At 68.1% G+C, this 25,634-nt stretch carries 25 protein-coding genes; 11 read left to right on the top strand and 14 right to left on the bottom strand.

All coding sequences use genetic code 11. The features are described 5' to 3' along the window. Positions 1–14: 14 nt before the first annotated feature. Positions 15–551, bottom strand: coding sequence for a peroxidase-related enzyme (locus tag D5301_RS09205; protein ID WP_032129465.1), 537 nt, complete (start codon positions 549–551; stop codon positions 15–17). Positions 552–657: 106 nt separating this feature from the next. On the opposite strand from D5301_RS09205, the gene D5301_RS09210 reads away from it, so the two are divergent. Further along, positions 658–1,539: an AraC family transcriptional regulator gene (locus D5301_RS09210; protein ID WP_153855451.1), complete on the top strand. Its 882-nt coding sequence runs from the start codon at positions 658–660 to the stop codon at positions 1,537–1,539. A 92-nt stretch (positions 1,540–1,631) separates the two neighbouring features. On the opposite strand, the gene D5301_RS09215 is transcribed toward D5301_RS09210, so the two are convergent. From D5301_RS09215 to D5301_RS09250, 8 genes are all read right to left on the bottom strand, one after another. Then, complete coding sequence (locus D5301_RS09215; protein ID WP_153855452.1) at positions 1,632–2,192, bottom strand: TetR/AcrR family transcriptional regulator; 561 nt, start codon at positions 2,190–2,192, stop codon at positions 1,632–1,634. A gap of 4 nt (positions 2,193–2,196) precedes the next feature. Next, complete coding sequence (locus D5301_RS09220) at positions 2,197–3,729, bottom strand: MFS transporter (protein WP_153855453.1); 1,533 nt, start codon at positions 3,727–3,729, stop codon at positions 2,197–2,199. Between the two features lie 151 nt (positions 3,730–3,880). Then, on the bottom strand, positions 3,881–4,627 hold the full coding sequence (locus D5301_RS09225; RefSeq protein ID WP_153855454.1) for a hypothetical protein: 747 nt from the start codon (positions 4,625–4,627) through the stop codon (positions 3,881–3,883). Further along, entirely contained in the window at positions 4,627–5,247 is a 621-nt protein-coding gene (locus tag D5301_RS09230) for a DUF3299 domain-containing protein (protein ID WP_153855455.1), read from the bottom strand. The genes D5301_RS09225 and D5301_RS09230 overlap by 1 nt, the downstream gene beginning before the upstream one ends. Beyond that, positions 5,237–5,788, bottom strand: coding sequence for a DUF3299 domain-containing protein (locus tag D5301_RS09235; RefSeq protein ID WP_153855456.1), 552 nt, complete (start codon positions 5,786–5,788; stop codon positions 5,237–5,239). The genes D5301_RS09230 and D5301_RS09235 overlap by 11 nt, the downstream gene beginning before the upstream one ends. A gap of 2 nt (positions 5,789–5,790) precedes the next feature. Then, the gene (locus D5301_RS09240; RefSeq protein WP_153855457.1) at positions 5,791–7,044 is read right to left on the bottom strand and encodes an ABC transporter permease; all 1,254 of its coding nucleotides are present in this window, start codon (positions 7,042–7,044) and stop codon (positions 5,791–5,793) included. Then, on the bottom strand, positions 7,037–7,732 hold the full coding sequence (locus D5301_RS09245; RefSeq protein WP_324187297.1) for an ATP-binding cassette domain-containing protein: 696 nt from the start codon (positions 7,730–7,732) through the stop codon (positions 7,037–7,039). The genes D5301_RS09240 and D5301_RS09245 overlap by 8 nt, the downstream gene beginning before the upstream one ends. Next, positions 7,729–8,262: a DUF2796 domain-containing protein gene (locus D5301_RS09250; protein ID WP_153855458.1), complete on the bottom strand. Its 534-nt coding sequence runs from the start codon at positions 8,260–8,262 to the stop codon at positions 7,729–7,731. Before D5301_RS09250 ends, D5301_RS09245 begins: the two co-directional genes overlap by 4 nt. A 32-nt stretch (positions 8,263–8,294) precedes the next feature. Between D5301_RS09250 and D5301_RS09255 the strand changes: the two genes are divergently transcribed. Next, on the top strand, positions 8,295–8,771 hold the full coding sequence (locus tag D5301_RS09255) for a MerC domain-containing protein (RefSeq protein WP_153855459.1): 477 nt from the start codon (positions 8,295–8,297) through the stop codon (positions 8,769–8,771). A gap of 114 nt (positions 8,772–8,885) precedes the next feature. On the opposite strand, the gene D5301_RS09260 is transcribed toward D5301_RS09255, so the two are convergent. Next, positions 8,886–11,018, bottom strand: a complete 2,133-nt coding sequence (locus D5301_RS09260) for a TonB-dependent receptor (protein ID WP_153855460.1) — start codon at positions 11,016–11,018, stop codon at positions 8,886–8,888. Positions 11,019–11,204: 186 nt separating this feature from the next. On the opposite strand from D5301_RS09260, the gene D5301_RS09265 reads away from it, so the two are divergent. The 5 genes from D5301_RS09265 to D5301_RS09285 all read left to right on the top strand — a co-directional run bounded on the left by D5301_RS09265 (position 11,205) and on the right by D5301_RS09285 (position 15,550). Further along, on the top strand, positions 11,205–12,059 hold the full coding sequence (locus tag D5301_RS09265) for an AraC family transcriptional regulator (RefSeq protein ID WP_153855461.1): 855 nt from the start codon (positions 11,205–11,207) through the stop codon (positions 12,057–12,059). A 110-nt stretch (positions 12,060–12,169) separates the two neighbouring features. Further along, a complete protein-coding gene (gene copC / locus D5301_RS09270) occupies positions 12,170–12,547 on the top strand; it encodes a copper homeostasis periplasmic binding protein CopC (protein ID WP_153855462.1) in 378 nt (125 codons plus the stop codon). A gap of 10 nt (positions 12,548–12,557) precedes the next feature. Beyond that, the gene (copD, locus tag D5301_RS09275; RefSeq protein WP_197612624.1) at positions 12,558–13,442 is read left to right on the top strand and encodes a copper homeostasis membrane protein CopD; all 885 of its coding nucleotides are present in this window, start codon (positions 12,558–12,560) and stop codon (positions 13,440–13,442) included. A 45-nt stretch (positions 13,443–13,487) separates the two neighbouring features. After that, positions 13,488–14,186, top strand: coding sequence for a heavy metal response regulator transcription factor (locus tag D5301_RS09280; protein ID WP_110712486.1), 699 nt, complete (start codon positions 13,488–13,490; stop codon positions 14,184–14,186). Further along, on the top strand, positions 14,183–15,550 hold the full coding sequence (locus D5301_RS09285) for a heavy metal sensor histidine kinase (protein WP_153855463.1): 1,368 nt from the start codon (positions 14,183–14,185) through the stop codon (positions 15,548–15,550). The genes D5301_RS09280 and D5301_RS09285 overlap by 4 nt, the downstream gene beginning before the upstream one ends. 65 nt (positions 15,551–15,615) lie before the next feature. Here D5301_RS09285 and D5301_RS09290 read toward each other — a convergent pair whose 3' ends face one another. Further along, on the bottom strand, positions 15,616–16,509 hold the full coding sequence (locus tag D5301_RS09290) for a LysR family transcriptional regulator (protein WP_153855464.1): 894 nt from the start codon (positions 16,507–16,509) through the stop codon (positions 15,616–15,618). A 105-nt stretch (positions 16,510–16,614) separates the two neighbouring features. On the opposite strand from D5301_RS09290, the gene D5301_RS09295 reads away from it, so the two are divergent. Together D5301_RS09295 and D5301_RS09300 are read left to right on the top strand one after the other, a co-directional pair. Then, complete coding sequence (locus D5301_RS09295) at positions 16,615–17,355, top strand: SDR family oxidoreductase (protein WP_153855465.1); 741 nt, start codon at positions 16,615–16,617, stop codon at positions 17,353–17,355. Positions 17,356–17,434: 79 nt separating this feature from the next. Beyond that, the gene (locus tag D5301_RS09300) at positions 17,435–17,749 is read left to right on the top strand and encodes a hypothetical protein (protein WP_032129447.1); all 315 of its coding nucleotides are present in this window, start codon (positions 17,435–17,437) and stop codon (positions 17,747–17,749) included. 110 nt (positions 17,750–17,859) lie between these two features. On the opposite strand, the gene D5301_RS09305 is transcribed toward D5301_RS09300, so the two are convergent. Genes D5301_RS09305 through D5301_RS09315 form a run of 3 tightly spaced genes read right to left on the bottom strand, consistent with a single transcriptional unit; the run spans position 17,860 to position 23,353 of the window. Next, entirely contained in the window at positions 17,860–20,937 is a 3,078-nt protein-coding gene (locus D5301_RS09305) for a CusA/CzcA family heavy metal efflux RND transporter (protein WP_153855466.1), read from the bottom strand. Further along, positions 20,934–22,106 (bottom strand): efflux RND transporter periplasmic adaptor subunit, encoded by a 1,173-nt coding sequence (locus D5301_RS09310; RefSeq protein WP_153855467.1) that lies wholly within the window; start codon positions 22,104–22,106, stop codon positions 20,934–20,936. The genes D5301_RS09305 and D5301_RS09310 overlap by 4 nt, the downstream gene beginning before the upstream one ends. After that, on the bottom strand, positions 22,103–23,353 hold the full coding sequence (locus tag D5301_RS09315; protein ID WP_153855468.1) for a TolC family protein: 1,251 nt from the start codon (positions 23,351–23,353) through the stop codon (positions 22,103–22,105). The genes D5301_RS09310 and D5301_RS09315 overlap by 4 nt, the downstream gene beginning before the upstream one ends. 62 nt (positions 23,354–23,415) lie before the next feature. Here D5301_RS09315 and D5301_RS09320 point away from each other — a divergent pair, with 62 nt between their 5' ends. Both D5301_RS09320 and D5301_RS09325 read left to right on the top strand, forming a co-directional pair. Beyond that, positions 23,416–24,090, top strand: a complete 675-nt coding sequence (locus D5301_RS09320; protein WP_110712493.1) for a response regulator — start codon at positions 23,416–23,418, stop codon at positions 24,088–24,090. After that, a complete protein-coding gene (locus D5301_RS09325) occupies positions 24,083–25,462 on the top strand; it encodes a sensor histidine kinase (RefSeq protein ID WP_180847650.1) in 1,380 nt (459 codons plus the stop codon). The genes D5301_RS09320 and D5301_RS09325 overlap by 8 nt, the downstream gene beginning before the upstream one ends. Positions 25,463–25,634: the final 172 nt, after the last annotated feature.

The following is a 25,634-nucleotide window of genomic DNA, read 5'->3' on the forward strand; positions in this document are numbered from 1 at the left end:
GGCCGAACCGCATCTCAGCGCAGCGCCACCTTCGGGAAGTCCACCGGCACGTCGAACGCGACGTTGACGTAGTTGGTGAACAGGTTGAGTGCCACATGGGCGAGGATCTCGACGATCTGCTCGTCATCGAAGCCGGCTGCGCGCAACGCCTGCACATCACTGTCGGCGATCTGCGCACGTTGCTCGACCACCTTCAGCGCGAAGTCGAGCGCCGCCGAAGTGGCCGGATCGCTGGACTGGCCGATCTGCGCGGCAGCCATCTGCTCGCTGCTGGCGCCGGCCTTGCGACCCAGCGCCGTGTGCGCGGCCAGGCAGTATTCGCAGGCATTGCGGTTGGCGATGGCGACGGCGATCTGCTCGCCCAGCAGCGGCGACAGGCGACCGCCGCCCAGTGCGCCGAACGAGCCCCACATGCTCTGCAGGGCGGCCGGCGAATTGGCCACCGCGCGGAACATGGCCGGGGTGGCACCGAAGGCGGCGTGGACCTGGCCCAGCAGGGCCTGGCGGTCGGCGGTGGTGTTGGCGGCATCGATCAGGGGGACACGGGACATGGTGGATCTCCTTGGGAAAGCGCCCGGGATTGGACGACCCGCTCATCCTAGGTAGACTTATTGGACGGATCAGGCCGTATCAGCCACATCTTTTGTCCATACGTCCATGAGCATTTCCCTCGACACCACCGCGCCCGACCGCCTCTCCTCTCTGCTGGAACGCTTCCGGGTGCAGGCCGCGCTGTTCCACAGCGGTCCGCTGTGCGGGCGCCATGTCTTCGAGCCGCAGCCCGGTCGTGCGTTCCTGCACATCCTGCGCCAGGGTGAGATGGAGGTCCGCCATCCCGATGGCGATACCGCGCTGCCACGGTTGAGGATCGACACCCCGAGCCTGCTGCTGTACCCGCAGCCACTGCACCACGTGTTCTTCAATGCGCCGCTGGATGGCCCCGACTTCACCTGCGCCACGCTCGACTTCGATGGTGGCGCGCGCAACCCTATCGTGCAGTCGCTACCGCCGGTGATGGTGGTGCCGCTCGCCGCGATCGACGAGCTGGACGACACCCTGCATCTGCTGTTCACCGAGGCCGACCGCCAACGCTGCGGTTCGCGGCTGCTGACCAACCGGCTGTTCGAGGTGGCGCTGATCCAGATCCTGCGCTGGGTGGTGGATCATCCCGATGCGGCCGGGGTCAGCCACGGGCTGATGCGCGGGCTGTCCGACGCGCGGCTGGCACGCACGCTGGTGGCGATGCACCAGGCGCCGCAGGACGAATGGACGCTGCCGCGCATGGCGTCGACCGCCGGCATGTCGCGTAGCGCGTTCGCAGCCGTGTTCAAGGAGGTGATGCAGGCGACGCCGGCAAGCTATCTGCTCGACTGGCGGCTGAGCCTGGCCTGTGCGCAGCTGCGTGCCGGGGTGGCGGTCAAGCAGGTGGCGATTGAAGTCGGGTTTGCCGATACCGCGTCGTTGTCGAAGGCGTTCCGCAAGCGGTTGGGGGCGTCGCCCAGGGCGTGGTTGGCGGCGACCGCAGCACAGGCTGGGTAAATGGAAAGGGGTAGAGTCGACCGCTGGTCGACTATCGCGCGCAGCGCGGGATTTCGTTGTCTGACCGACGAGCAGTCGAGCATGGCTCGACTCTACAAGGGCGGTGACCCGTCGGGCTTCGCCAGCAGCCCCGCGATGCGTTCGGCCACCTGGGCGCGCACGCTTTCATCCAGCTGCCCTTCGTACATCGCTTCGTAGATCCACAGGCCATCGGCGGCCAGCCGCGCTACGAAATTGTCTAGCGCGGCCGGATCCTGTTCTCCGGCCGACGGCGGCAACGGCGCCCAGCGCCGCACTGCCGGTCCCCACGGGCGCTCGTCGGCGTCCGGGTCGGCGGATTCGAGCATGAACATCAGTTCGGCACGGGTGGCGCTCTGCGCCGAGACGCGCACGAAGGTCTGGTAGCGCTCCAGCGCCGATGCTTCCTCCGCACGCTTGCCCAGCAGCGTTTCCATCGACGTCTCCCAGGCCTGCACCAGGTGCTCGTCGATACCGCGCAGCAGCGCCTCGCGCGACGGAAAGTGGTACAGCAGGCCGCCGCGGGTCAGCTTGGCCTCGGCGGCCACCGACTCGAAGGTCACCGCGCGCACGCCGTCACGATTGATCACGTTGACGGCGGCGTCGAGGATGCGGTCGCGCTTGCTGGTTCTCATCGCGTCATTTTACGCGATCGGCCGCACCCTCGCGGCCACCGACGCGCCCCCGCAGCAGGCGCGCGATGATCGCCGCGCCCACTGCCAGCACCACCGTGATCACCAGCAGCACGATCTGGTAGCCACGGTCATATGCGGCCGCAGCCAGCGCGAACCACTCGCCCTGCCCGCTTTCGCGTGCGGCATGCAGCGCCTGGGTGAAGCCTTCGCGGGCAAGCTCGGGCATGTCGGCCGAGACCGGCAGGAAGGCACCGTACATTGCCGCACTCAGGCTGCCCAGCATCGCCACAGCGAGCAGGCCACCAAACTCGTAGGACACCTCTTCCACCGACGAGGCCATGCCCGCGCGGTGCGCTGGTACGTTGTTGAGGATGGCAGTGGACGCCACCGAGATGGCCGAGCCCATGCCGAAACCGGTGATCGCCATGCCGGCCACCACCCAACCGAGGCCGTGCGGGAAGCCGAACGCCACAACACCGACACCCACGACGCCAGCCGCCAGGCCACCACAGATCAGCGGACGCAGGCCCACGCGGTGCAGGATGCTGCCGCCCAGCAGTGCACTCGGCAGGCTGCCCAGCGCCGCCACCGATACCAGCAGGCCTGCCTGCAGCGGTGTGAAGCCCGCCACCAGCTGGAAACGCTGGGTTGTAACCAGCTGCAGGCCGGCCATCGCGAACAGGGTGAACACCGCCGACAGCGTGCCGGCCAGGAACGCCGGATTGCGGAAGATCGCGAAGTCCAGCAACGGGTACGGCAACTGCTGCTGGCGACGTGCGAACGCCGCGCCGCTGATGACGGCCAGCAACAGCGCACCGGCACCCAGCGCATACGACGGCGGCGTAGCGATCAGTGACTTGATCGCCAGCACCAGGCCGGACAGCGCCGCCAATGCCAGCAACGAAGACACCAGATCCCACGGCCGCGAGGTATCGCGCTGGCCTTCCGGTGCCAGCAGCAGCGTGGCCACGAATGCGACCACCACCACCGGCACGTTGATCAGGAACACCGAGCCCCACCAGAAGTGCTGCAGCAGCCAGCCGCCGATGATCGGACCCAGCGCTGCACCGACGATGGCCACCGAGCCCCAGATCGCGATGGCAATGTTGCGCTCGCGCTCTTCGTGGAAGCTCAGGCCGATCAACGCCAACGTGGCCGGCATCATTGCCGCCGCACCGACCGCCAGGAATGCACGGGCGGCGATCAGCTGTGCGGCACTGTCGGCGAAGGCCGCCGCCAGCGAGGCGATACCGAACACCACCAGGCCGATCAGGAACATGCGGCGGTGACCGATGCGGTCACCGAGCGTGCCGGCGCCGAGCAGCAGGCCGGCCATCACCAGCGGATAGGCGTTGATGATCCACAGCGCCTGGCCGGCACTGGCCGAGAGTTCCTCGGTGAGGGTGGGCAGTGCGGTGTACAGCACGGAGTTGTCGAGGGTGACCAGCAGCAGGCCGGCGGCGACGGTGAACAACAGTGCCCAGCGACGGGCACGCGACAGGGCCGGAGCACCGGCCAGGGGCTGGGACAAAGCCATGGGAGAACCTGGTGGGATCGAGTACGGCCATAACTATACCGGATATCCTGTATAGTTATGATCTTCGGAATCCACCAGTTCAGGGTCTGTAGGGGCAAGTCTGCTTGGCTGAACCGCCAGCCAGGCATGGCCTGGCTCTACTGGTAAACGCTTATCGGCAGTCTTCCGGCAGCGCGGCAATCGCCGACACCACCGCACCCTGCATGCCCTGCCCCACGGCCATGTCCAGTTCCCCGCCCGTTGCCCCATGCTGGCGCCGCAGCTCGTCCTCGCACAGGCCCCGCACCCGCGCACGCGCATTGGCGCGCAGGCTGCTGCATCGCCAATCGGTGCCACCCAGCGGCAACACCGAATACACCACGCTGTTGCAGGCGTTACCGGCCCGCTGCTGCAGCGACAGGCCGCCGAAATCCCGCGGCTCAGTGCTGCGCTGCGGGTCGAAGTAGCTGTCCGGGAAGGTGCGCGCGTACTGCTCGATGTCCACCTCCATGCTGCGCCCACCGGCCAACGGCATCTGCAGCGGCTGGCCGCAGCGCGTGGCATCGGCGCGATGCTGGATGTACTGGTAGATCGGCCGGTCCAGCATTGGATCCTGCTGGGTCACCGCACTGACCGCGGCCAGCACCGGCAGCGATGCACGATTGGCCATGCGCGCCAGCAACCCCGCCTGTGCCGGCACGCAGCGGTCGCGCAACGTGGCCGCCAGCAGGAACAGCACATCGTTGCGAAAAGCGTGGTCTTCGCCGAGACGTTGTTCGATGCGCTGGCTGGCATCGGCCGCGGGTGCCGGGAAGGCGATCGCCGGTGGCTCGGTGACGTCGGCGTGCAGGTGCCACCACACCAGCAACACCACGCTGGTGACCAACACCCCGGCAACCATGATCCAACGCGTGCGCATCAGTTGTGGATCGCCGTCAGTGTCGCCGCTGCGGCATCGTAGGACGCGCTGGCAATGTCCGCATCGAAGCGCTTCACCTGCAGGCGGCCGGCCAACCGGTACGGATCCCATAGGTCGCCCAGTGCGATCGGCGTGGCCAGGGTCACGTGGATGATCTGGTTCGGCGGCGGCGGCGGCACATGGATGCATGCACCGTAGAACGGCACGAACAGCAGTTCATCGACCAGGCCGGCATCGTTGGTACCCAGCGGCACCACGTAGCCATCCAGGTCCACGGCGCGGCCATCGGCAGCATCGACCACCTGCGAGGAACCGAACTGTTTGGCGCGGTCCGGGCTGGAGTGGTCGATCTCCTGCCCCGGTGGCGTGCCCGAGCCGGAGTCGTCGATCAGCCCGCCCACCCCGTCCATGCCATTGCGTGACAGGCCGATCTGCGGCGGTGGGCGCTGGTAGGTCACTTCATCGGGCCGCAGCGCGTCCCAGCGATCGATGGGAGCCTCGGTCGTGGCCGGCCGCGCAGCGCCTGGTGCTGCGCTGGGGGCCATGGCGTCCCCCCCCGCCTGCGTGCACCCCAACAGGCCCAGGCAGCAGGTCAGTCCGATCATGACACTACGGTTCATACGGCCTCAGCTGAGCGTCACGCATGGTGTAGGCCGAACCGGCCAGATCGTCATCCAGCCGTTCGGCACGCAGGGTGCCGGCCAGGAAGAACGGCGAGTACATGTCCGGCATCTCGATCGGGCGTGGCAGCACCACGTGCACGATCTGGTTCGGTGGCGGTGGCGGCACGTGGATGCAGGCGCCGTAGTACGGCACGAACAGGAATTCGGTCAGGCGCCCGTCCTGTGCGTTGGCCAGCGGCACCACGTAGCCGGGCAGGCGCACCGGCCGCTGCAGTACGGTGTCCACGGTACGGAACGTACCGAACTGCGGCATGCGCCGGTTGCCGTTGTGCTCGACTTCCGGGCCCTCGCCGCGTTCCAGCGCGGCCAGCTCGTCCCTGGGCATCATCTGCAGCCAGTCCAGCTCCTGTTCTTCGGCGGCTGCCGAGGCATCGTGATCGACCACCGGTGACGGCGGCAGCGCCTGCACGCCGGTATCCACCGAGCGTTCGCAGGCGGTCAGCACCAGCAAGACTGGCAACAGCGGCAACCAGCGCATGCTCAGCCTCCCGGCGACAGGCCATCGGCCAGCGTGCGCCGATAGGCCAGAAACGCCGGTACCAGCCCGGCCACCGCGCTGATTGCCAGTACGCCCGCGGCCCACGCCAGTTCGCGGCCATCCGGCCAGATGTGGGTGATCGACAGGCCGAAGTTGGCCAGCACATACGCGCGCCCGGCCAGGCTCGCCAGCACCAGCACCACGAGTGCCAGCACGCAGGCCACCGCACTGGTCGCCACCGCTTCGACCACCAGCAGGCAGGCGATGTAGCCCGGGCGTGCACCGATGGCACGCAGCACCGCCATCTCGCGCCGGCGCTCCTGCAGGGTCGAGACCAGCAGCGCCACCAGCGAGACCATGCCCAGCAGCACCACCATCGCACTGATCAGCTGCAGTGCCCGCTCGGCCGTGCCCAGGGATTGCCACAGCTGCTGCAGGGTTACGCCGGGCAGGATCGCCAGCATCGCCTCGTCCGGGTACTCGTTGATCCTGCGCTGTACCGAGAACGTCGCGATGCGCGAATTCAGGCCCAGCATGAAGGCGGTGATGCTGGTCGGGGTCAGGTCCAGGTGGCGCGCCTGCTCGGCGCTGACGCTCTGGCTGCGCAGCTGCACACCAGAACGCCAGTCGACATGGATCGCCTCGATGGCCGGCAGCGAGACCAGCAGCGACGAATCCACCGGCGTGCCGGTGCGCTGCAGGATGCCGGCCACGCGGAACGGTTTGTCGGCGTGCGTGGCCAGCGTGACCGCGCCGGTGCCGTGCGCCAGCACGATCTTGTCGCCAACACCGACCTTCTGCGCGCGCGCCACCTCGGCACCGATCACTGCATCGTACAGATCATCGAATGGCCGCCCCTGCGCGAACGCAAGCGCATGGCCCGCGCCGTAGCGGTAGTGCTCGAAATAGCCACCACTGGTGCCGACCACCCGGTAGCCGCGCCAGGAATCGCCCAGCGACAGTGGCACCGTCCACTTCACCTGCGGCAGAGAGGACAGCTCCTGGTAGGACTGCCAGGACACGTTGTTGGTCGGGTCGCCGATATGGAACACCGAATACAGCAGCAGGTTCACCGGCCCTGATCGCGCGCCAACGATCAGGTCGGTGCCCGACACCGTACTGGCGAAGCCTTCATGCGCCTGCGTGCGTACACGCTCGACACCGAGCAGCAGCACGACGCTGAGGGTGATCACCAGCACGGTCAGGCTGACGCTCAACGCGCGGCTGCGCAGGCTCGCCCAGGCAAGTTCAAGCATGGGCGGCACCTGCGTGGTTGATTTCCGCCAGGGCGATGGTGCGGTCGAACAAGGGCTGCAGGCTGTCGTCATGGCTGACCACCAGCACCGTGGTGCCGGCGGCCTGGCATTGCACGGACATCAACTGCAGGAACGCGGTCGCGGCCTCGCGATCCAGTGCCGAGGTCGGCTCGTCGGCCAACAGCACCGCCGGCCGGCCGATCAGCGCACGTGCGGCCGCCACGCGCTGCTGCTGGCCGACACTCAGCGTACCGGCACGTCGCGGCATCAGCGCCGGGTCCAGCTGCAGCGCGCGCAGCAGGCGCTCGATCTCGGCATCCAGCGGACCGCTGATGCGTCCACCGCGCAGGCGCGAGAAGCGCAGGCCCATCGCGATGTTGTCGCGCACGCTGAGGAAGGGCAGCAGGTTGAACTGCTGGAAGATCACGCCCAGATGATCGGCACGGAACCGATCCCGCGCGGGCCCGCGCAACCCATGCAGCGCATGGCCGGCCACCTCGACACGGCCCTGGCTGGGCAGCAGTACGCCGGCCAGCAGGCCCAGCAGGGTGCTCTTGCCGCCACCACTGGCGCCGCGCAGCAGCACGCTGCTGCCCTGCGCGATGAGCAACCGGGGAATGTCCAGCACGGGCCGCATTCCATAGCCGAACTGCACCTCGTCCAGCCTGATCACCGCCGCGCTGCTCACGGTGACAGCACCACGCGCAGGTTGTCCGTGGTCAGCACGGTGCGCCCCTGGCCACCGTCCGTCGCGGTGTTGACGATGACCTCGTGCAGGCCCGGGAACTGCGTGGGAAGACGCATCACCAGGGCACGAAGCGCTGCCGGATTCGCACAGTGGTACTGCAGGTTGGCACTGAAGCCGGCATGACGATGCTGCCCGGCCGTGGGCACGGCAACGGCCGCATCGAAGCCTTCGGCCCTGGCATCACCGCTGACCAGACGACAATGGGCCGCCGTGGGCAGGGTGACCCAGCTGCCGCTCTTCAGCACGGCGGTGGCACCTGCCAGCGATGCCCGCTCGGTTGCATTGGCCGGTGGGCGCTCGAAATCCAGGATACCGATGCCGGGCGCCTGCAGGGCGAATTCCAGCGTCTGCTGGTCAAGCGCGAGATCGACAGTGGCCTGGCCGTGCACATGTGCGCCCAGTTGGCGCACGTCATGGGCCTGCGCGGCGCTGGCGCCCAGCAGCAGGAAAAGAGCAGCAGGAAGCTTCATGGGGGAGACTCCAATTGTTACTCTGTAACATAATGGACCACATCCCCCCGACCCCCGCAAGGGCTCTGGCCCAGCCGCCAACTTCGGCACGCTGGCATCCCCGTTTCGATCTGGCCGGTGCCTGGCTGTCACTGGCCTGCGCCGCCCATTGCATCGCCCTGCCCCTGCTGCTGGCCTTCGTGCCGGCGGCAATGATGGCGCTGCGCTCGTTCCAGCACCCCGGCCACGGCGTGATGACGCTGCTGTTGATGATGTCGCGCTGGGAATGGTTGTTCGCCTTGATGGCCTCGACGCTGGCGCTGGCCAGTACCACGGCCGGGCTGTACCGGCATGGGCGCGGGCTGCCGGTGCGATTGGCCGCAACGGGCGCCATCCTGCTGTTGTCGGCTTCGCTCTACCTGCCGCTGAAGGAATCGCTGCTCTGGCACGGCGTCGCCACGGCCTGTGGTGGCGTGCTGCTGGCATGTGCGCACATCGGCAACCGGCGGGCATTGCACCAGCACCGGTAGCGTTCCGAAGATGCCGGCCAGCGGCCGGCACTACCGTTTCGTTGGAAGCGCGGGCCGTCTGCGCCGCACCACCACCGGTAGCGCCGGCCGCTGGCCGGCGCGCGGCCCGCCTCCTCAGAAGCGGTACCCCACTTCCGCGCCGAAGATGCGTGGGCTGTCCACCGGGCCGTAGTAGTTGCCGTCGCGGCCGAAGGCCAGGTTGTCGAAGATCAGGCCGTTGATGCGGCGCTTGTTGGTCAGGTTCTGCACGAACACCCGCGCGCTCCACGGCCCGGTCTCATAACCCAGCTGTGCCCCCAGCACGACCACGGCCGGCTGGAACGCACGGTTGCGTTCATCCAGCGCGCTGGAGCCGGTGAACTGCGATTCCAGTCGCGCATAGACGCCCGACTCGAACTGGTAGCGGGCCGCGAGATAGCCGGTGTAGTGCGGCGTCAGCTTGACCCGCTTGCCATCCAGGTTCTGGTCCACGCTGACCCACAACCTGGTGTACTTCGCATCGACGTAGCCCACATTCGCCATCAGGGTGAAACCGGGCAGCACTTCGAACACGCCCTCCAGCTCGGCACCGCGCGAACGGATCGAGGCATCCGAACCCACGTAGTCCGACGAGATCGGGCGGCCGTTGCCATCGGTGGCCACCTGGATTTCCTGCCAGTTGTCCGAGGTGATGTGGAACAGCGCGCCGCCGATGTGGCCACGGCCGTCGGCCAGGTTCATCTTGAAGCCCAGCTCATGGCTCCACATGCGCTCGGATTCGTAGCGCAGTACCTTGTCGTTGACCACATCGCTCTGCGCCGCGGCCAGATTGAAGCCACCCGGAATATAGCCCTTCGCCGATGCCGCATAGAACGACAGATCGTCGCTGGCGTCGTAGCGCAGCGACACCCGCGGCAACGTGGCCGAGAAGGTGTGCGCCAGTGCGGCATCGCGATACAGCACGCGGCCACCGGCGCCCAGGTCCAGCGCACCGGCGCGCTGTTCGGTGGAACGCCGCGCCTGCTCATGGCGCAGGCCGGCGCTGGCGGTCAGCTTGGGCAGCCCCGGGAAGGTGTAGCTGGCGGTGGCGAACACGCTGTAGTCCTCGCCCTTGGAGGTCTGCCGTGGCGCCAGGTTGTAGCTGTCCAGCCCATGCAGCGCCGGGCCGACGAAGGTGCCGAGGATCGAATCCTTGCTGTTGCGGTAGGTCGACACACCGGCCATCCAGGTCAGCGCCTGGTCGCTGGGCGAGCTGAAGCGCGCCTCGGCCGTCCATTCCTTCTTCCTGTCGTAGATGCGGCCGGCCAATGCCGGGCTGTTGGTCATGTCGAAGTCGTAGCCGGCCGAGGTCACCTCCTCGTCCCGCCAGGAAGCGGCCACGTCCAGCGTACCGGCCTGCAGCTGCCACTGCGCACTGAGGCCGGCCACCGTTTCATCCTTTTCGGTGCGTTTGGGCGCGTCGTTGATGTAGGTGAAATCGCCTGCACGCCGGCCACCATTGAGCGAGGCGCCGTAGGTACGGTTGTAGAGGCCGGTATCCAGCGGCAGGTACTCGTACTCGAACATGCCCGGTGCACGGGTGCGCAGATGGTAGGCCAGCGCATTCACCGAAACGTAGTCGCTGGGCCGCCAGCGCAGCTTGCCCTGCAGGTAGCCTTCACCCACCCTGCCGCGCGCACCGGAGGGCGTGAGGTTCTTCAGGTAGGCATCTTCGTCCGAGCCCATGAACGCCACCGAGCCGGACAGGCTGCCCGTCTTGCTCAGCGGCCCTGCCAGGAAGCCATCGAGAGCGGTGCCATTGCCGTTGCCGAACCAGGTGCTGCGCACGTTGATCTCGCCCTCGCGTGCATCAGCCGGGCCGCGTGTGCGCACCAGTACCAGGCCGGATTCGCTGTTGGCGCCGTACAGCGTGCCCTGCGGGCCGCGCAGCACCTCCACCGACTCCACCTGGTTGAGCACGGCATTGCTCAGTTCGCGGAACGGGATGCCGTCGATGTAGACCGAGGCGCGGTTGACCAGGAACGGATTGGACTCGATGCCGCGGATCGAGATGAACATGTTGCTGAGCTGGCCCATCGCATTGAACTTCACGTTCGGCGCGAGCTTGTCGAGATCACGGAACTCGGTGACACCTGCCTCCTTCAAGGCTTGCCGATCAAGCACCGTCACCGACAGATCGCTCTTCAGGTACGGGGTATCGCGCTTGGAGCCGGTGACCCGGACACCATCAAGCGTTGCAGGGTCGGCCTGCTGGGCGAGCACGGGCATTGCAGGAATGAGCAGGGATGCCGCGACGAGCGCGGCGGCGGGCGTGGACGACTTCAACGGGGAACCTCGGCGAATGGAGTGGCGGACGCGCGAGCGGCGGCAGCGCGGGCAAGAGTGTTATCCTGTAACATTCACGCGGCGCCGCCACTCCATTTCCGGCAGTGCCGCTCCATTCCCGGATCCGTGATGCCCGCCCTCGCCGACCAGCTGCTGCAGGAAACCGGCCCGCAGGCCCCTGCGGCCTACGCCAGCGATGACGGTGCGGTGGTGCTGCTGCGCCATCGCTTCGATGCCAGCGAAGGTGAGATGGGACATCCGCAGCAACTGCGCCTGGGCATGGCCGTGGGCGGCGGCGGTCGGCTGCAGCAGCGCACCCTCAGCGGTCTTCTGCAGGCGCCGTGGCGGCCCAGACAGTTCAACCTGGTACTGCCGGGAGAGTCTGGCACCTATGCCAGCCCTGCAGTCGATCTGCTCGGCATCGCCATCGATACCCGCATGTTGCCGCACGACGCGCCGGCGCTGCAGCACCTGCAACCCCTGGCGGCGCGGCTGCACCGCGATCCGGTGGTGACTTCGGTGCTGCAGGCGCTGTGGTCCAGCGCACAGGCCGACGCCTGCCTGCCCGGCTTCCTCGAACATGGCGCGCAGGTGCTGCTGCACCGCCTGGGTCAGCTTGCCGGTCAGCCGTGCCAGGCGCGTGGCACGGTGTCCCCACTGTCGGCACGACGGTTGCGGCAACTGGAGGCCTACATCGACGCGCAACACGGCCAGGCGCTGACCGTTCCACAGCTGGCCGCTGCAGTGCAGATGGAGGCCGCGACGTTCAGCCGCGCGCTGCGTGCGGCCACTGGCCTGCCGCCCTATGCGTTCCTGACCCAGCACCGCATGCAGCGGGCGCGCGCCGAGCTTGCGCAGGGCCGGCGTGTCACCGACGTTGCCCTGGCCAGCGGGTATGCCAATCCCAGCAAGTTCAGCGCGGCGTTCCGGCGTGTGGTCGGTTGTTCGCCGTCGGCATGGATCGCGCAGTCACGGGCACGGTAGTGCCGCCCGCAGGCCGGCTGCCAACATTACAAACCGGTAATGTCCAGGTCAGGGCCTCGAAAGGCGGTGGACGCCACCCTGCAGGCCACTTCCCCATCGGTGATCCGCATATGACCCGCTCCCTGTTCCGCGTCGCCCCGCTCGCCCTGCTGCTGTCCGGCCTTTCGGCCGCACCGCTGGCGCTGGCCCATCCCAGCCTGGTGCGTTCGACGCCAGCGGCCGATGCCACCGTGGCCCCGGCCAGCCAGATCGAGCTGCAGTTCAGTGAGAAGGTGATGCCGCGTGCCACCCGCATCGAACTGAGCATGGACCACGGCCGCATGAAGATGGCGATGCCGACCGCCGCGCAGGAGATCTCCGAGGACGGCCACACCCTGCGCGCGCGCTTTGCCAAGCCGCTGCCCGCCGGCAGTTACGCGCTGCAGTGGCGCGCGGTCGGCCAGGACAGCCATCCGATCACCGGCACCTACCGCTTCACCGTGAAGTAAGGCCATCGCTGTGGCCGAGCTTTCGCCATACGCGCTGCGGCTGGCGCTGTATCTGGCCCTGATGCTGCTGTTCGGGCGGATGCTGTTCATCCGCCCCGGACTGCCGCGCAGCGTCTCGCTGGCCCTCACTGTGGTGGCACTGGTGCTGGTCGGCATCGATGCGGTCACCCGATTGTCCGGCGTGCTTGGCATATCACCGGTCGACATCGATGGCGAGACAGCGCGCTGGTTTCTTACCGGTACGCCGGTGGGCGAGGCGGGACTGCTGCGCATCCTGGCCCTGCTGGCAATGCTGCCGCTGCTGGCAGTCAATCGCCCGGTGCAGGGCCTGCGCCGTCCTGCACTGCTGGCACTCTCGGCGGTGACCCTGGCCAGCCTCGCCTGGAACGGCCACGCCGCTGCTGGCGATGGGGTCGCTGGCAGGCTGCGTCTTGCTGCCGGCATCGTGCACCTGCTGGCGGCCGGCGCCTGGATCGGTGCGATCGCCGCCATCGTGCAGCTGGCACTGCGCCGCCAGGGCCTGCGCCTGCGCGAACGCACCCACGAACTATGGAAGGCCGCGCACGGCTTCGCCGTGCCCGGCACGATCATCGTCGCCCTGCTGGCGATGACCGGCACCTATACCTATGTCGATCTCGGCGGTTCCATACAGACCCTGACCGGCGCCGCGCATGGACGCTGGCTGCTGCTCAAGCTGGCGCTGGTGGGTGGCATGCTGGGCCTGGCCGCGCTGCATCGCTGGCGGCTGGTGCCGGCGCTGGCAGTCTCCATCCGTGGCGGCTGGCAGCCCAGGCCGCTGCGCTCACTCCGCCACAGCCTGGCCTGCGAATCGGTGCTGGCGCTGCTGGTGCTGGCCTGCGTCGCGGTGCTTGGAACGCTGGACCCGCTGGCATGACCGATCCGTTCCGGTGCGGGCCCAAGCTGCGATGATGGGCACACCATGAAACTGCTGATCGTCGAAGACGAACCCAAGACCGGCAACTACCTGCGCCAGGGCCTGATCGAGGCCGGCTACGTGGTCGACCTCGCCTGCAACGGTGTCGACGGGCTGCATCTGGCCGGTAGTGGCGAGTACCAGCTGGTCATCCTCGATGTGATGCTGCCCGGCCTGGATGGCTGGAACGTGCTGTCACGACTGCGCGCCGGAGGGTGGCAGACACCGGTGCTGTTCCTGACCGCTCGCAGCAGCATCGCCGACCGCGTGCAGGGCCTGGAACTGGGCGCCGACGACTACCTGGCCAAGCCGTTCGCCTTTGCCGAACTGCTGGCCCGCGTACGCACCCTGCTGCGTCGCGGCCAGGCCGTGCCGCAGGCCGAACGCATCGTCATTGCCGACCTGGTGGTGGATACCCTGCGCCGCCGGGTGGAACGCGGCGGCCAGCGCATCTCCCTCAGCCAGAAGGAGTACACCCTGCTGGAGCTGCTGGCGCGCCGCCGTGGCGAAGTGTTGCCGCGGTCGCTGATCGCCTCACAGGTATGGGACATGAACTTCGACAGCGACACCAACGTGATCGACGTGGCGATCCGCCGCCTGCGCGCGAAGATCGACGACGACTTCGATGCCAAGCTGATCGTCACGGTACGCGGCATGGGCTATGTGATGGAGGCGCCGGACGGCGGCGCCACGCCCGGCGGATGAGCCTGCGCCGTTCCATCGCGGTGCGGCTGACGCTGCTGTTCGCCACCGTGGCCACGCTGGTGCTGACGGCACTGGGCGTGGCGATCTATGTCAGTGCCCGCCACGACCTGGTCGCCCAGGATTTCACCGAACTGGAAAACAAGGTTGCGCTGATCCGTGACCTGGCCGGCAATGGGCCCGCGCCGGCTCGCGGGCGGCGCCTGGCAGAGGCGCTGGGCCACCATCCGGACATCGCCTTCCATATTGTCGACGGGCGCGGCACCGTGCTGTTTTCCACCGCACCGGCACTGCTGCGCGAACACGCTCGCAGCCAGCCCATCGACACCACCCCGCGTCGGCACGACTGGATCCTTGCCGATGGCCGCTGCATGCATGCCCTGCACCTGCGCCAGACCCTTGCCGACGGCAGCCAGCTGGTCATCCTGCTGGCCATCGACGATGCCCGCCACGCCGACTTCCTGCAGCGCTTCCGCCACCTGCTGGCGATCGCGATCATCGGTGCCGCCGTGGCCAGCAGCCTGCTGGGGGGCTACGTCGTGCGACGCACGCTGCGACCGCTGCGCACGTTGGCCGATGAAGCCCGGCAGATCACCGCCGGCCGACTGCAGCGGCGCCTGAGCGCACGCAGCGCCCCGGCCGAGCTGGAACAGCTGGCGCAGACCCTGAACGGCATGCTGGCACGGCTGCAGCAGGATTTCGCGCGGTTGACCGAGTTCTCTGGTGATCTGGCCCATGAGCTGCGCACGCCGATCACCAACATGCTGACCCAGGTGCAGGTGGTGCTGGCCCACCCACGCAGCAACGAGGCCTATCGCGAGACGCTGGCGTCCTGTGCCGAGGAGCTGCAGCAGCTGGCGCAGACCGTGGGCGACCTGCTGTATCTGGCGCAGGCCGAAGCGCCGGGGGCACTGCCTTCGCGCGAGCCGGTGGCACTGGATGCGGTGGTGGATTCGCTGCTGGAGTTCTACGAACTGCTGGCCGAGGACCGCCAGCTGAGCCTGCGCCGCGACGGCGTGGCGAGCGTGGAAGGCAACCGCTTGATGCTGCACCGTGCGATCGCCAATCTGCTGTCGAATGCGTTGAAGCATGCAGCGGCAGGCAGCGAAGTGCAGGTACGGCTGCACGAGGACGGCGGCCGCTGCCGGGTAAGCGTGCACAACGCGGGGGCACCGATTGCCACCGAAGCGCTGCCGCGCCTGTTCGACCGCTTCTATCGCGGCGAGCGTGGCCGCCACGAGGGCGCCGGCCTGGGCCTGGCGATCACCCGTGCGATTGCACAGGCGCATGGCGGAACGGTGAGCGTGGCCTCCGATGAAACCGGCACCGTGTTCGAGCTGGTGCTGCCCAGCGCGTCAGCCCGGTAGTGCCGGCCGCTGGCCGGCAACCTTGGCACATCAAGCGTGTTGCAGTTGCCGGCCAGCGGCCGGCACTACCTCATCTGGTCGAACACCCCGGCTACCCAGTCGATGAACACCCGCAGCCGCGGCGATGGCGTGCGATTGCGCGGGTAGACCAGGCTCAACGGGCTCGGTGTCGGCGGTGTGTCCGGCAGCAGCTCGACCAGTTGCCCACGCGCAATGTACGGATCCATCCGGTAGCGCGGCGCCTGGATGATACCCAGCCCTGCCAGCGCGGCACCGAGGAAAGCATCCGCACCGGAAACACGCACCCGGGCCGGCAGTGGAACGTAACGCACCTGCGCGCCCTGCTGGAATTCCAGCGGAATCAGCTGGCCGGTGGCACTGGAGCGGTAGCCGACCATCTGGTGGCCTTGCTCCAGCGATTCGATGGTCCCGGGCACGCCGTGCACCTGCGCGTAGCCTGGCGAAGCCACAGTGACCTCGCGCAGCAGCGTCAACCGCCGCGCCGCCAGATCGCTGTCGGCCAGGGTACCGACACGCAGCGCCGCATCCACGCCCTCGCGCAACAGATCGACGTAGCGGTCCCCTTCGCTGACCTCCAGTTCGATCTCCGGGTAGCGCTGCAGGAACTCCGGCAGGTGCGGAAACAGCAGGTGCCGGCCCAGCGTGCCATGCACTTCAATGCGCAGCGGGCCACGCGGCGGCACGTCACGGAACGCGGCTTCGGCATCGTCCATGTCGGCGATCAGGCGCAGGCAACGGCCATAGAAGGCCTCGCCCTCCAGGGTGGGCACCACCAGCCGGGTGGTCCGGTGCAACAGGCGCACGCCCAACCGATTCTCCAGTGCCTTGATCGCGTCGGTCACCGTGGCCCGCGGCAGGCCCAGGTCCTCGGAGGCACGGGTGAAGCTGCGACGCTCGACGATGCGGACGAAGGCGCGCATGGCCGTGAATCGGTCCATTGTTCGGCTACCCGGATGATGTTGGCGGATTATGCATGATTATCCGACCGGGCAAGGTGGCGAAGATGGCCCTGCGCCACTCCGGCGTGCCTGCTGGACCGGATCATGCCCACCTCCCCCAATCGCATCGCCCTGGTCACCGGTGGTTCCCGTGGCATCGGCGCCGCCATTTCGCGCCGCCTCGCCGCCAACGGCCATGCCGTGGTGATCAACTATGCCGGCCGCCGCGATGATGCCGAGGCACTGGCAGCCGAACTCATCGCCACCGGCGCACAGGCCATCGCGCTGCAGGCCGATGTGGCCGACCCGCAGGCGGTGCGCCAGCTGTTCGACGCCATCGAGGCGCGCTTCGGCGGTATCGACGTAGTGGTGAACAGTGCCGGCGTGCTGCAGTTGGCGCCGCTGGCCGACAGCGACGATGCCCTGTTCGAGCGGGTGATCGGGATCAATCTGAAAGGCGCCTTCAACGTGCTGCGCGAGAGCGCGCGACGGGTGCGCGACGGTGGCCGCCTGATCAGCCTGTCCACCAGCGTGGTCGGCATCAGACTGGAGCACTACAGCGTGTATGCCGCCAGCAAGGCGGCGGTGGAGACGATGGGCGCGATCCTCAGCAAGGAGCTGCGCGGGCGCAACATCACCGTGAATGCAGTGGCGCCCGGCCCGACCGCCACCGACCTGTTCCTGGAGGGCAAGTCACCGGAGCTGATCGAGCGGTTGGCGAAGATGAATCCCCTGGAGCGGCTGGGTACGCCGGAGGACATCGCCGGTGCGGTGGCCTTCCTGGCCGGTGCTGATGGCGGGTGGATCAACGGCCAGGTGCTGCGCGCCAATGGCGGGATGGTGTAAGGACCACCGGACTGGCTATGCTCGGCCAAACGGAGGGGGCACGCGCATGGAAAGGCCGGGCATCTGGTATCGACTCTGGATGATCACGTTTCTGCTGGGAGGCCTGTTGGCGCTGGCGACGCTGGTGCTGTGGTCCTCGCTGCGTGGCGACGTACGCAATCTGGCGATGGCGCTGATCTGGGTGCTGTGGGCACTGGCCACCCTTTGCTTCTTCCTGGGTGGCATCGCCGATGGCTTTACGATCTGGGGCGTCAACATCGCCAAGAAGGTATGGCGTGCTGAAACGCCAGGCCGTTTCTGGCTCTTCCACATCACCACGACGGTGCTGTGCGTCAGTTGCCTGGGCCTGTTGATCGTACCGATGATGATCGCCTGGCAGGGCGTGGCGCAGTAAGGCTGGCGGATCCGCTCGAGTCGTGGCGCTACTGTAGCCGAGCCCATGCTCGGCTGCGCTTCGCGCAGAAGCCAGAAGCAGCCGAGCATGGGCTCGGCTCTACATTATCGTCAGCCCGTCCGCGCCTCGCGGCGTCGGTGCACCCAGTAATACAGCGTCGGCAGTACCAGCAGGGTCAGCAGCATCGCCGACAGCAGGCCGCCGATCACCACCACCGCCAGCGGCTTCTGGGTCTCGGCACCGATCGCATGCGAGGTCGCCATCGGCAGCAGGCCGAACATCGCCAGCAGCGCGGTCATCAGCACCGTACGCAGGCGCTGCAGCGAGCCCTGCACCACCGACTGCAGCAGGTCCATGCCCTGCTCGCGCAGCTGCGCGAAGCGACTGAGCATCACCACGCCGTTCAGCACCGCCTGCCCGAACAATGCAATGAAGCCGATCGCCGCCGACACCGACAGCGGAATGCCGGTCAGCCACAGGGCCAGGATGCCGCCGATCATCGCCAGGGGCACGTTGGCCAGGATCAGTGCTGCGCTGCTGATGTCCTTGAAGGCATCGAACAGCAACACGAAGATGATCAGCACCGACAGCGGAATCACCCAGCCCAGCCGCTTCATCGCACGCTGCTGGTTCTCGAACTCGCCGGACCACTCCAGCCGGTAGCCTTCTGGCAGCTGCACGCTGGCATCCACGCGCTTGCGCATGTCGGCCACCACGCTGCCCATGTCACGCCCGGCGATGAAGATGCTTACCGCCTTCACCCGCTGTGCGTTCTCGCGCGAGATGTTGATCGCGCCGCTGGCCATACGGAAGTCGGCCACGTCGGACAGCGTCACGGTGTGGCCATCGCCGATGCCCACCGGCACCGTGCGCAGCCGCTGCAGGTCACGATCGGCATCGTCCAGGCGCAACGTGATCGGGAACTTGCGGTCGCCCTCCCACAGCTCGCCGACCTGGCGCCCGCCCAGCGCGGTCTCGATCACCTCGTCGATGTCGCGCACGTTCAGGCCATAGCGCGCGGCGCGGTCGCGATCGATATCGATCTGCAGCTGCGGCAAGGAGCCGTCGCGGTCGATGAAGGCACTCTCCACGCCCTCCACGCCACGCACCTGGCCAAGGATCGCCTGCGCGTGCTGGTTCAGCACGTCCAGATCCGAGCCACTGACCTTGATCACCACCTGGCCCTTGATCTGCGAGATGCTCTCCAGGATGTTGTCGCGCACCGGCTGGGAGATCGAGAACTCCGGCCCCGGAATGCGCTGCTCAAGCGTGCGCTGCAGGTCGCTCACCAGCTGCCGCTTGTCCACGCCCTTCGGCCATTCCTTCTCCGGCTTCAACGCCACCAGCGCTTCGATCTGGTTGGCGCCCTTGGCATCGGAGCCGTCTTCCGGCCGCCCCAGCTTGGCCACCACCGTCGATACCTGCGGGAAGGTGCCGACCAGCTCACGGATGCGCCGCGACTGCTGCTGTGCTTCGGCCAGGCTGGTGCTGGGATCGAGCGTGGCGGTCAGCCAGATCGATCCTTCGTCCAGCTCCGGCAGGAACTCCGAACCCAGGCGGGTACCCAGTGCCAGCGTGCCGACCAGCAGCGCGACCGCGGTCAGCACCACCGCACGCGGGCGGGCCAGTGCGCGCTCCAGGATCGGCCGGTACCAGTCGGTCAGGCGGTCCATCAGCGGGTTGCCGTCGCGCATGCGGTCGCGCCGCAGCCACCAGTAGCAGAACAGCGGTACTACGGTCAGCGCCAGGATCAACGCACCGATCAACGCCGAGGTCACCGAGTACGCCATCGGCGCGAACATGCGGCCTTCCTGGCGCTGCAGGGTGAAGATCGGGATGTGCGCGGCGATGATGATCAGCATCGAGAAGAACGTCGGCCGGCCCACTTCCGATGCGGCTGAAAGAATGGTCGATAACCGCGTCTTCCGATCAGCCGTAGGTGGCAGCTTCGACAATCGCGAGACAATGTGCTCGGTGACGATCACCGCGCCATCGATGATGATGCCGAAGTCCATCGCACCCAAGGACAGCAGGTTGGCCGGCACGCCCCACAGGTGCAGGCCAAGGAAGGTCGACAACAGCGCCAGCGGCATCATCGCCGCCACGATCAGCGCGGCGCGGGCGTTGTACAGGAACAGCCACAGCACCAGGAACACCAGCACCGCACCTTCCAGCAGGTTGCGGAAGACGGTCTTCAAGGTGGTCGACACCAGCCAGGAGCGGTCGTAGAACGGCTCGATGCTGACCCCGGCCGGCAGCTGGTTCGCTTCGATCTCGGCGATGCGCGCATGCAGGGCGTCGAGCACGTCGGACGGATTCTCGCCCTTGCGCATGAGCACCATGCCGAACACCGCATCGTCATTGTCGTCCTGGCCGACCAGGCCCTGCCGTGGCAGGCCGGTATCGGCGATGCCGGCCAGGTCGCGCACCAGGATCGGCGTGCCACCGCGCTGCGCCACCACCACGTTGCCGATGTCACCCGGCGAACGCATCAGGCCCACGCCGCGGATCAGGAACTGCTGCTGGCCACGCTCCACGTAGCCGCCGCCGGCATTGGAGCTGCCTTTCTCCAGCGCCTCGGCGAATTCACCGAGGCTGATGCCGCGATCACGCAGCTTGTCCAGGTCCGGTTTGACCTGGAAGGTGCGCGCGAACCCGCCGAAGCTGATCACATCGGCCACGCCCGGCACGGTGCGCAGGCTGCGCTCCATCGTCCATTCCTGCACGGTGCGCAGCTGGGTCGGCGTCATGTGCGGGCCCTTGAGTACGTAGCGGTAGATCTCGCCCACCGCCGAACTCATCGCCTCCAGCTCCGGGGTCACGCCCTCCGGCAGCTCCACGCCCTGCAGGCGTTCAAGCACCTGCTGCCGCGCGAAATAGTCGTCGGCCTTGTCGTCGAAGGTCAGGATGATCATCGACAAGCCGAACTGCGTGTGCGAGAACACCCGCACCGAATGCGGAATGCCGGACAAGGCCACTTCCAGCGGCATCGTCACTTCGCGTTCCACCTCTTCGGCAGCGCGGCCCGGGTGCAGCGACACCACCGTCACCTGGGTGTCGGAGACGTCCGGGAAGGCCTCCACCGGCAGCACGCGGAACGCGGCGATGCCGCCGCCGATGAACAACAGCAGTGCCAGCATCACCATCAGCGGCTGGCGCAGGCAATAGGCAATCAGGCGATCGATCATGGGGCGGCATGCCCCGCGCCGGTGCTGGCGGCCGCTGGCGCGCTGTCGACCAGCTGCTGCAGCAGCAGGCCCCCTTCGACCACCACCCTGCTGCCAACCGCCAGGCCGTCACGCACCCACAGTCGGCCGTCACCCAGCTCCTCGGCGTGCACGGCCTGGCGCACGTAGCGGCCCTTGCCCTCCTCCACGAACACCACCTGCTTGCCGTCGATCAGCAGCACCGCCGCATCGGGCAGCGAGACGCCGCCCTCGGCCGGCAATGCTACCTGGGCACGCACGTACTGCCCGGCCTTGAAGCCGCGTGCGCGGTTGTCCAGCTCGGCGCGTGCCTGCACCACGCGGCGCTCGCTGTCGACGAAGTCATCCACGTGCTGCAGGGTCGCCTGCAACGGCTGGCCATCTGCGCCCGGCACGCTGACCGGCATGCCGGCCTTCAGCCGTCCTGCCAGGCTTTCGGGGATGTCCAGCAGCAACCACAGCCGGTCCGGATCGCCGATCACCGCCAAGGGTTGTTCACTGTCGGGGCTGACCGACATGCCCGGGCTCATCCGCCGCTCCACCAGCACGCCATCAATGGGCGCGCGCAGCGGCAGGCGCTGGTCCACACGCTGGCCATTGCCGTAGGCCCTGGCGAACGCGGTCGCGCGTGCATGATCAGCCTGGCTGCCAGCGAAGTTCGCCTCGGCTTCATCCAGCTCACGGCCCGAGGCCACGCCCGCGGCATGCAGTTCACGGGTACGGTCCAGCTCCTTGCGCGCCTGCTGCAGCTCGGCACGGCCACGCACGCCCTCTGCCTGGGCCTGGCCGAACTCGGGCGAGGTGATCCAGGCAATCACCTGGCCGGCCTTCACGTTCTGCCCCGGCTGCGCCTCGATGCGCGCCACCTGACCCGGCAACGGCGTGTGCAGTGCGCTGGAGCGCGTCTCATCCCAGACCACCCGGCCCGGCAGCTGCAGGCTGGCGCTGGCGCCGGCGGTCACCGCCTCGCTGCGCAGCACGTCCAGCTGGCGGCTGTCGGCGGGAAACTGGATCTGGCCCGCGCTGACCTGGGGCGCATCCTCGGTATAGGACGCTGGCTCGCGGCCACAGCCGCTCAGCAGGGCCAGCGCCAGCAACGCCGGCAGCACGGCATGTCGCGCCCGTAGGCGATGGGCGACGGTGGACTTCATCGGGATTCTCCTTCGGCAACGGATGTGGCGGCTTCCCAGCGCGCCAGGGCAATGGCATGGTCGGTGCGCGCCTCGATCAGCGCGGCCTCGAAATCGCGCCAGCTGCGGCGCGCATCCAGCAGATCGGTCAGGTTGGCGGCACCGCGCCGGTACGCCAGTTCGATGCCCTGCACCGCCCTGCGTGCGGCGTCGGACTGCAGTCCCTCATAGTCGCTGCGGCGCTGTGCGGCGGACTGCGCGCTGGCCTGCAGCTGGTCCAGTTCGGCGCGTGCTTCGCGCTGCAGCACCTGCAGCTCCAGCGCGGCGCTGTCACGGTCGGCCTCGGCACGCTGGATCGCGCCGCGCGCGCGCGACGGCCCCCCCAGCGGAATGGTCAACGACACGCCCCAGGTAACACCGCTGATGTCCGTCGGCTCACGTTCGGCCTCCACACCCAGCTGGATATCGCGGTGGCGCTCGCTGCGCGCCAGGGCCACGCCTGCGTCGGCCGCGACCAGGCGCGAACGCGCGGCACGCAGGTCGGCGCGCTGCTGCGGGTCGAACGCGCGTACATCGGCCACGCTGCTGGCATCCGGCCAGGGGTCATCGGCACTGAGGTCGTCGCGGCTGTCATCGCTGCCCAGCAGCAGGCCCAGCGCATGCCGTGCATCGCGCAGATCCAATGCTGCCTCGCGTGACGCGTCGGCGACGGCGAGGTCGTCCACCGCCAGCCGCGCGCGATCCACCGGTGCCATCGCCCCTGTCGCGACCTGCTTGTCGGCCGCCGCCATCTGCTCGGCCGAACTCTGCCGGTTGGCGTCGGCAATCTGCGCCCGCTCCTGCGCGCCCTTCAGGCCGAAATAGGCTTCATGCAGTGCCACCTGCTGGCGGCGCCGGGTATCGAGCATGTCCAGTCCGGCCACCTCCAGCAGCGCTTCCGCCTGGCGGACGCGCAATGCACGCTTGCCACCGCGTTCCCAGGTCCAGCCCAGGCCCACGGTGCTGTCCACCCGCTTGTCCTGCCAACGTCCAGGGCCGATGCCGTGCTTGGGGCTGATCTTGCTGGTGCCGATCGACAGCTCGGTGGCCGGGCGCAGCGCCGCCGTCTGCGCGTCACCCTGCACCCCGCGCAGCTCCAGTGCCGCGGCGCGCAGGTCCGGGTTGTGCGCTTCCATTGCACGCTGCGCTTCTGCCAGGGACAGCGCCGAAGCCGCAGGCGCGCACAAAAGGGCGGCCAGCACGACCGCAAGACGAGGGGAGAAATTCATGCACGCCACGGTAAGGTGACGGACTTGCGCCAAACTTGCCCCAACCTTGCACGAAGCTTGCAATGCGAATCCTGCTGATCGAAGACGACGCCGCACTGGCCGATGGACTGATCCGTGCCCTGCAGGGCGCCGGTCATCTGTGCGACCACCTCTCGCGCGGGCTGCACGCGCCGGCCGCGCTGGCCAGCACCCCATATGACGTCATGGTGCTCGACCTTTCGTTGCCGGACGTGGATGGCCTCGACCTGCTCTCGCGGCTGCGCAACGACGGCGCCACCCTGCCGGTGCTGATCCTCACTGCGCGCGATGGCGTGGAGGACCGCATCCTCGGTCTCGACCGCGGTGGCGATGATTACCTGGCCAAGCCATTCGCACTGGGTGAGCTGGAAGCCCGCCTGCGTGCGCTGTCACGCCGCCGCAGCGATGCGCCGGCACAGAAGCGACTCGGCCGGTTGTGCTTCGACAGCATCCGCAATGAAGTGCAGGTGGAAGGCCAGCGCATCGAGCTGACCGCACGCGAGCTGTCTCTGGTCGAAGCGTTGATGCAGCATCCGGGCCGCACCGTCACCAAGCAGCGGTTGTTCGATGCGTTGTACAGCTGGGACCACGAGGCCAACCTGTCGGTGATCGAGGTGCATGTCAGCCGCCTGCGCCGCAAGCTGGAACAGGCGCGTGCCGGCGTCGGCATCCGCATGCTGCGTGGCCTTGGCTACCGGTTGGAGGCCGTGGGTGACTGAGCGCGTGCACAGCCTGCGCGGCCTGCTGCTGCGGCGCCTGTGGCTGCCGCTGCTGGTGCTGCTGCTGTGCAGCGCAGTAGGTTCGTTCGCGCTGGCGCGCTTCTACGCCGGCCAGGTCTACGACCGCTGGCTGCTGGACTCGGCGATGTCGTTGTCCGAGCTGGTGACAGTGCAGGATGGCCGCGCCTCGATCGAGATCACCCCGGCCGTATCGCGCATGTTCACCTGGGACACCGCCGACGAAGTGCATGGCGAGGTGGTCGACGCTGCAGGCGGGCGCCTGTATGGCGACCTGCCCGAAGCATTGCCGCGCCCGGCGAGCGCTGCCGCGGATGACGACGCGGTCTACTACGATGCCCGCCTGCGTGGGCAGCCGGTGCGCATGGTCGAAGTGGTGGTCAGCGCCGGGCCGGGCCATGACATCCGGTTGCGCGTGGCCGAGACGCTGCGCAAGCGCCACCGGCTGGAACGCAAGCTGCTGCTGACCAGCGTTCCGTTCCAGGCCGCGATCCTGGCACTGGCGGCGTGGCTGGCCTGGTCCGGCACCGGCGCCGCCGCACGCCACGCGAACCTGGTCGCACGGAAGCTGGCCAGCCCGCGGCCGGATCCATTGGCGCCGCTGGACCCGGCGCAGGAAGCTCCCCGCGAACTCTGGCCGGCGGTGGAGGCCTACAACGCCTTGCTGCAGCGCCTGGACGCAATGCAGGGGGCGCAACGCCGCTTCGTCAGCAACGCCGCACATCAGCTGCGCACACCGTTGGCGGCCATGCAGGTGGAGCTGGAGAGTTCATTGCGCCAGCACGATCCGCAGGCCCAGCAGCTGGCGTTGTCCGGCACGCTGGCCGGGCTGGCGCGGCTGCAGCACCTGGTCAACCAGCTGCTGATGCTCAGCCGTTCCGAAGACCCGCAAGGCAGTGCGCTGCCGCTGCAGCCGGTGGATCTGGCCGTGCTGGCACGTGGCGTGGTGGAGCGCTACGCCGACCGTGCGTTGGCGGCGGGCGTGGACCTGGGTTACGACGGGCCCGACGACGGCGTGCAGGTACAGGGCGACCCGCAACTGCTGCGCGAGGCACTCGGCAACCTGCTGGACAACGCACTGCGCTACGGTGCCGTGCGTGGTGTGATCACCCTGGGCCTGCAGCAGAATGCCGAAGGCGTCCAGGCATGGGTGGATGATGACGGCACCGGCATTGCCGAGGCCGAACGCGGGCGCGTCACGGAACGCTTCTACCGGGCCAGCAGCGAAGGCGATGGCTGCGGGCTGGGTCTGGCGATCGTGGCCGAGATCGCACAGCGGCATGGTGCGACCCTGATGATTGATACCGCCCCGATCGGTGGCGCACGGGTGGGGTTGCGGTTTCGATCCCGCTGACGTCCTGCGTGCCAACCAAGGTTGGCACCTACCCGGTCACGCCACCCGGTAGTCGCCCACCTTGGTGGGCGCTGTTGACCTCCCGTGTGCCAACCAAGGTTGGCACCTACCAAAGCGGGATTCCCCGGGAACATGGCTCGGTAGCGGCCAACCTCGGTTGGCGCCGTTGATG

This window comes from Stenotrophomonas sp. MH181796 (genome assembly GCF_009659995.1).
In the GTDB taxonomy this organism is placed as follows: domain Bacteria; phylum Pseudomonadota; class Gammaproteobacteria; order Xanthomonadales; family Xanthomonadaceae; genus Stenotrophomonas; species Stenotrophomonas riyadhensis.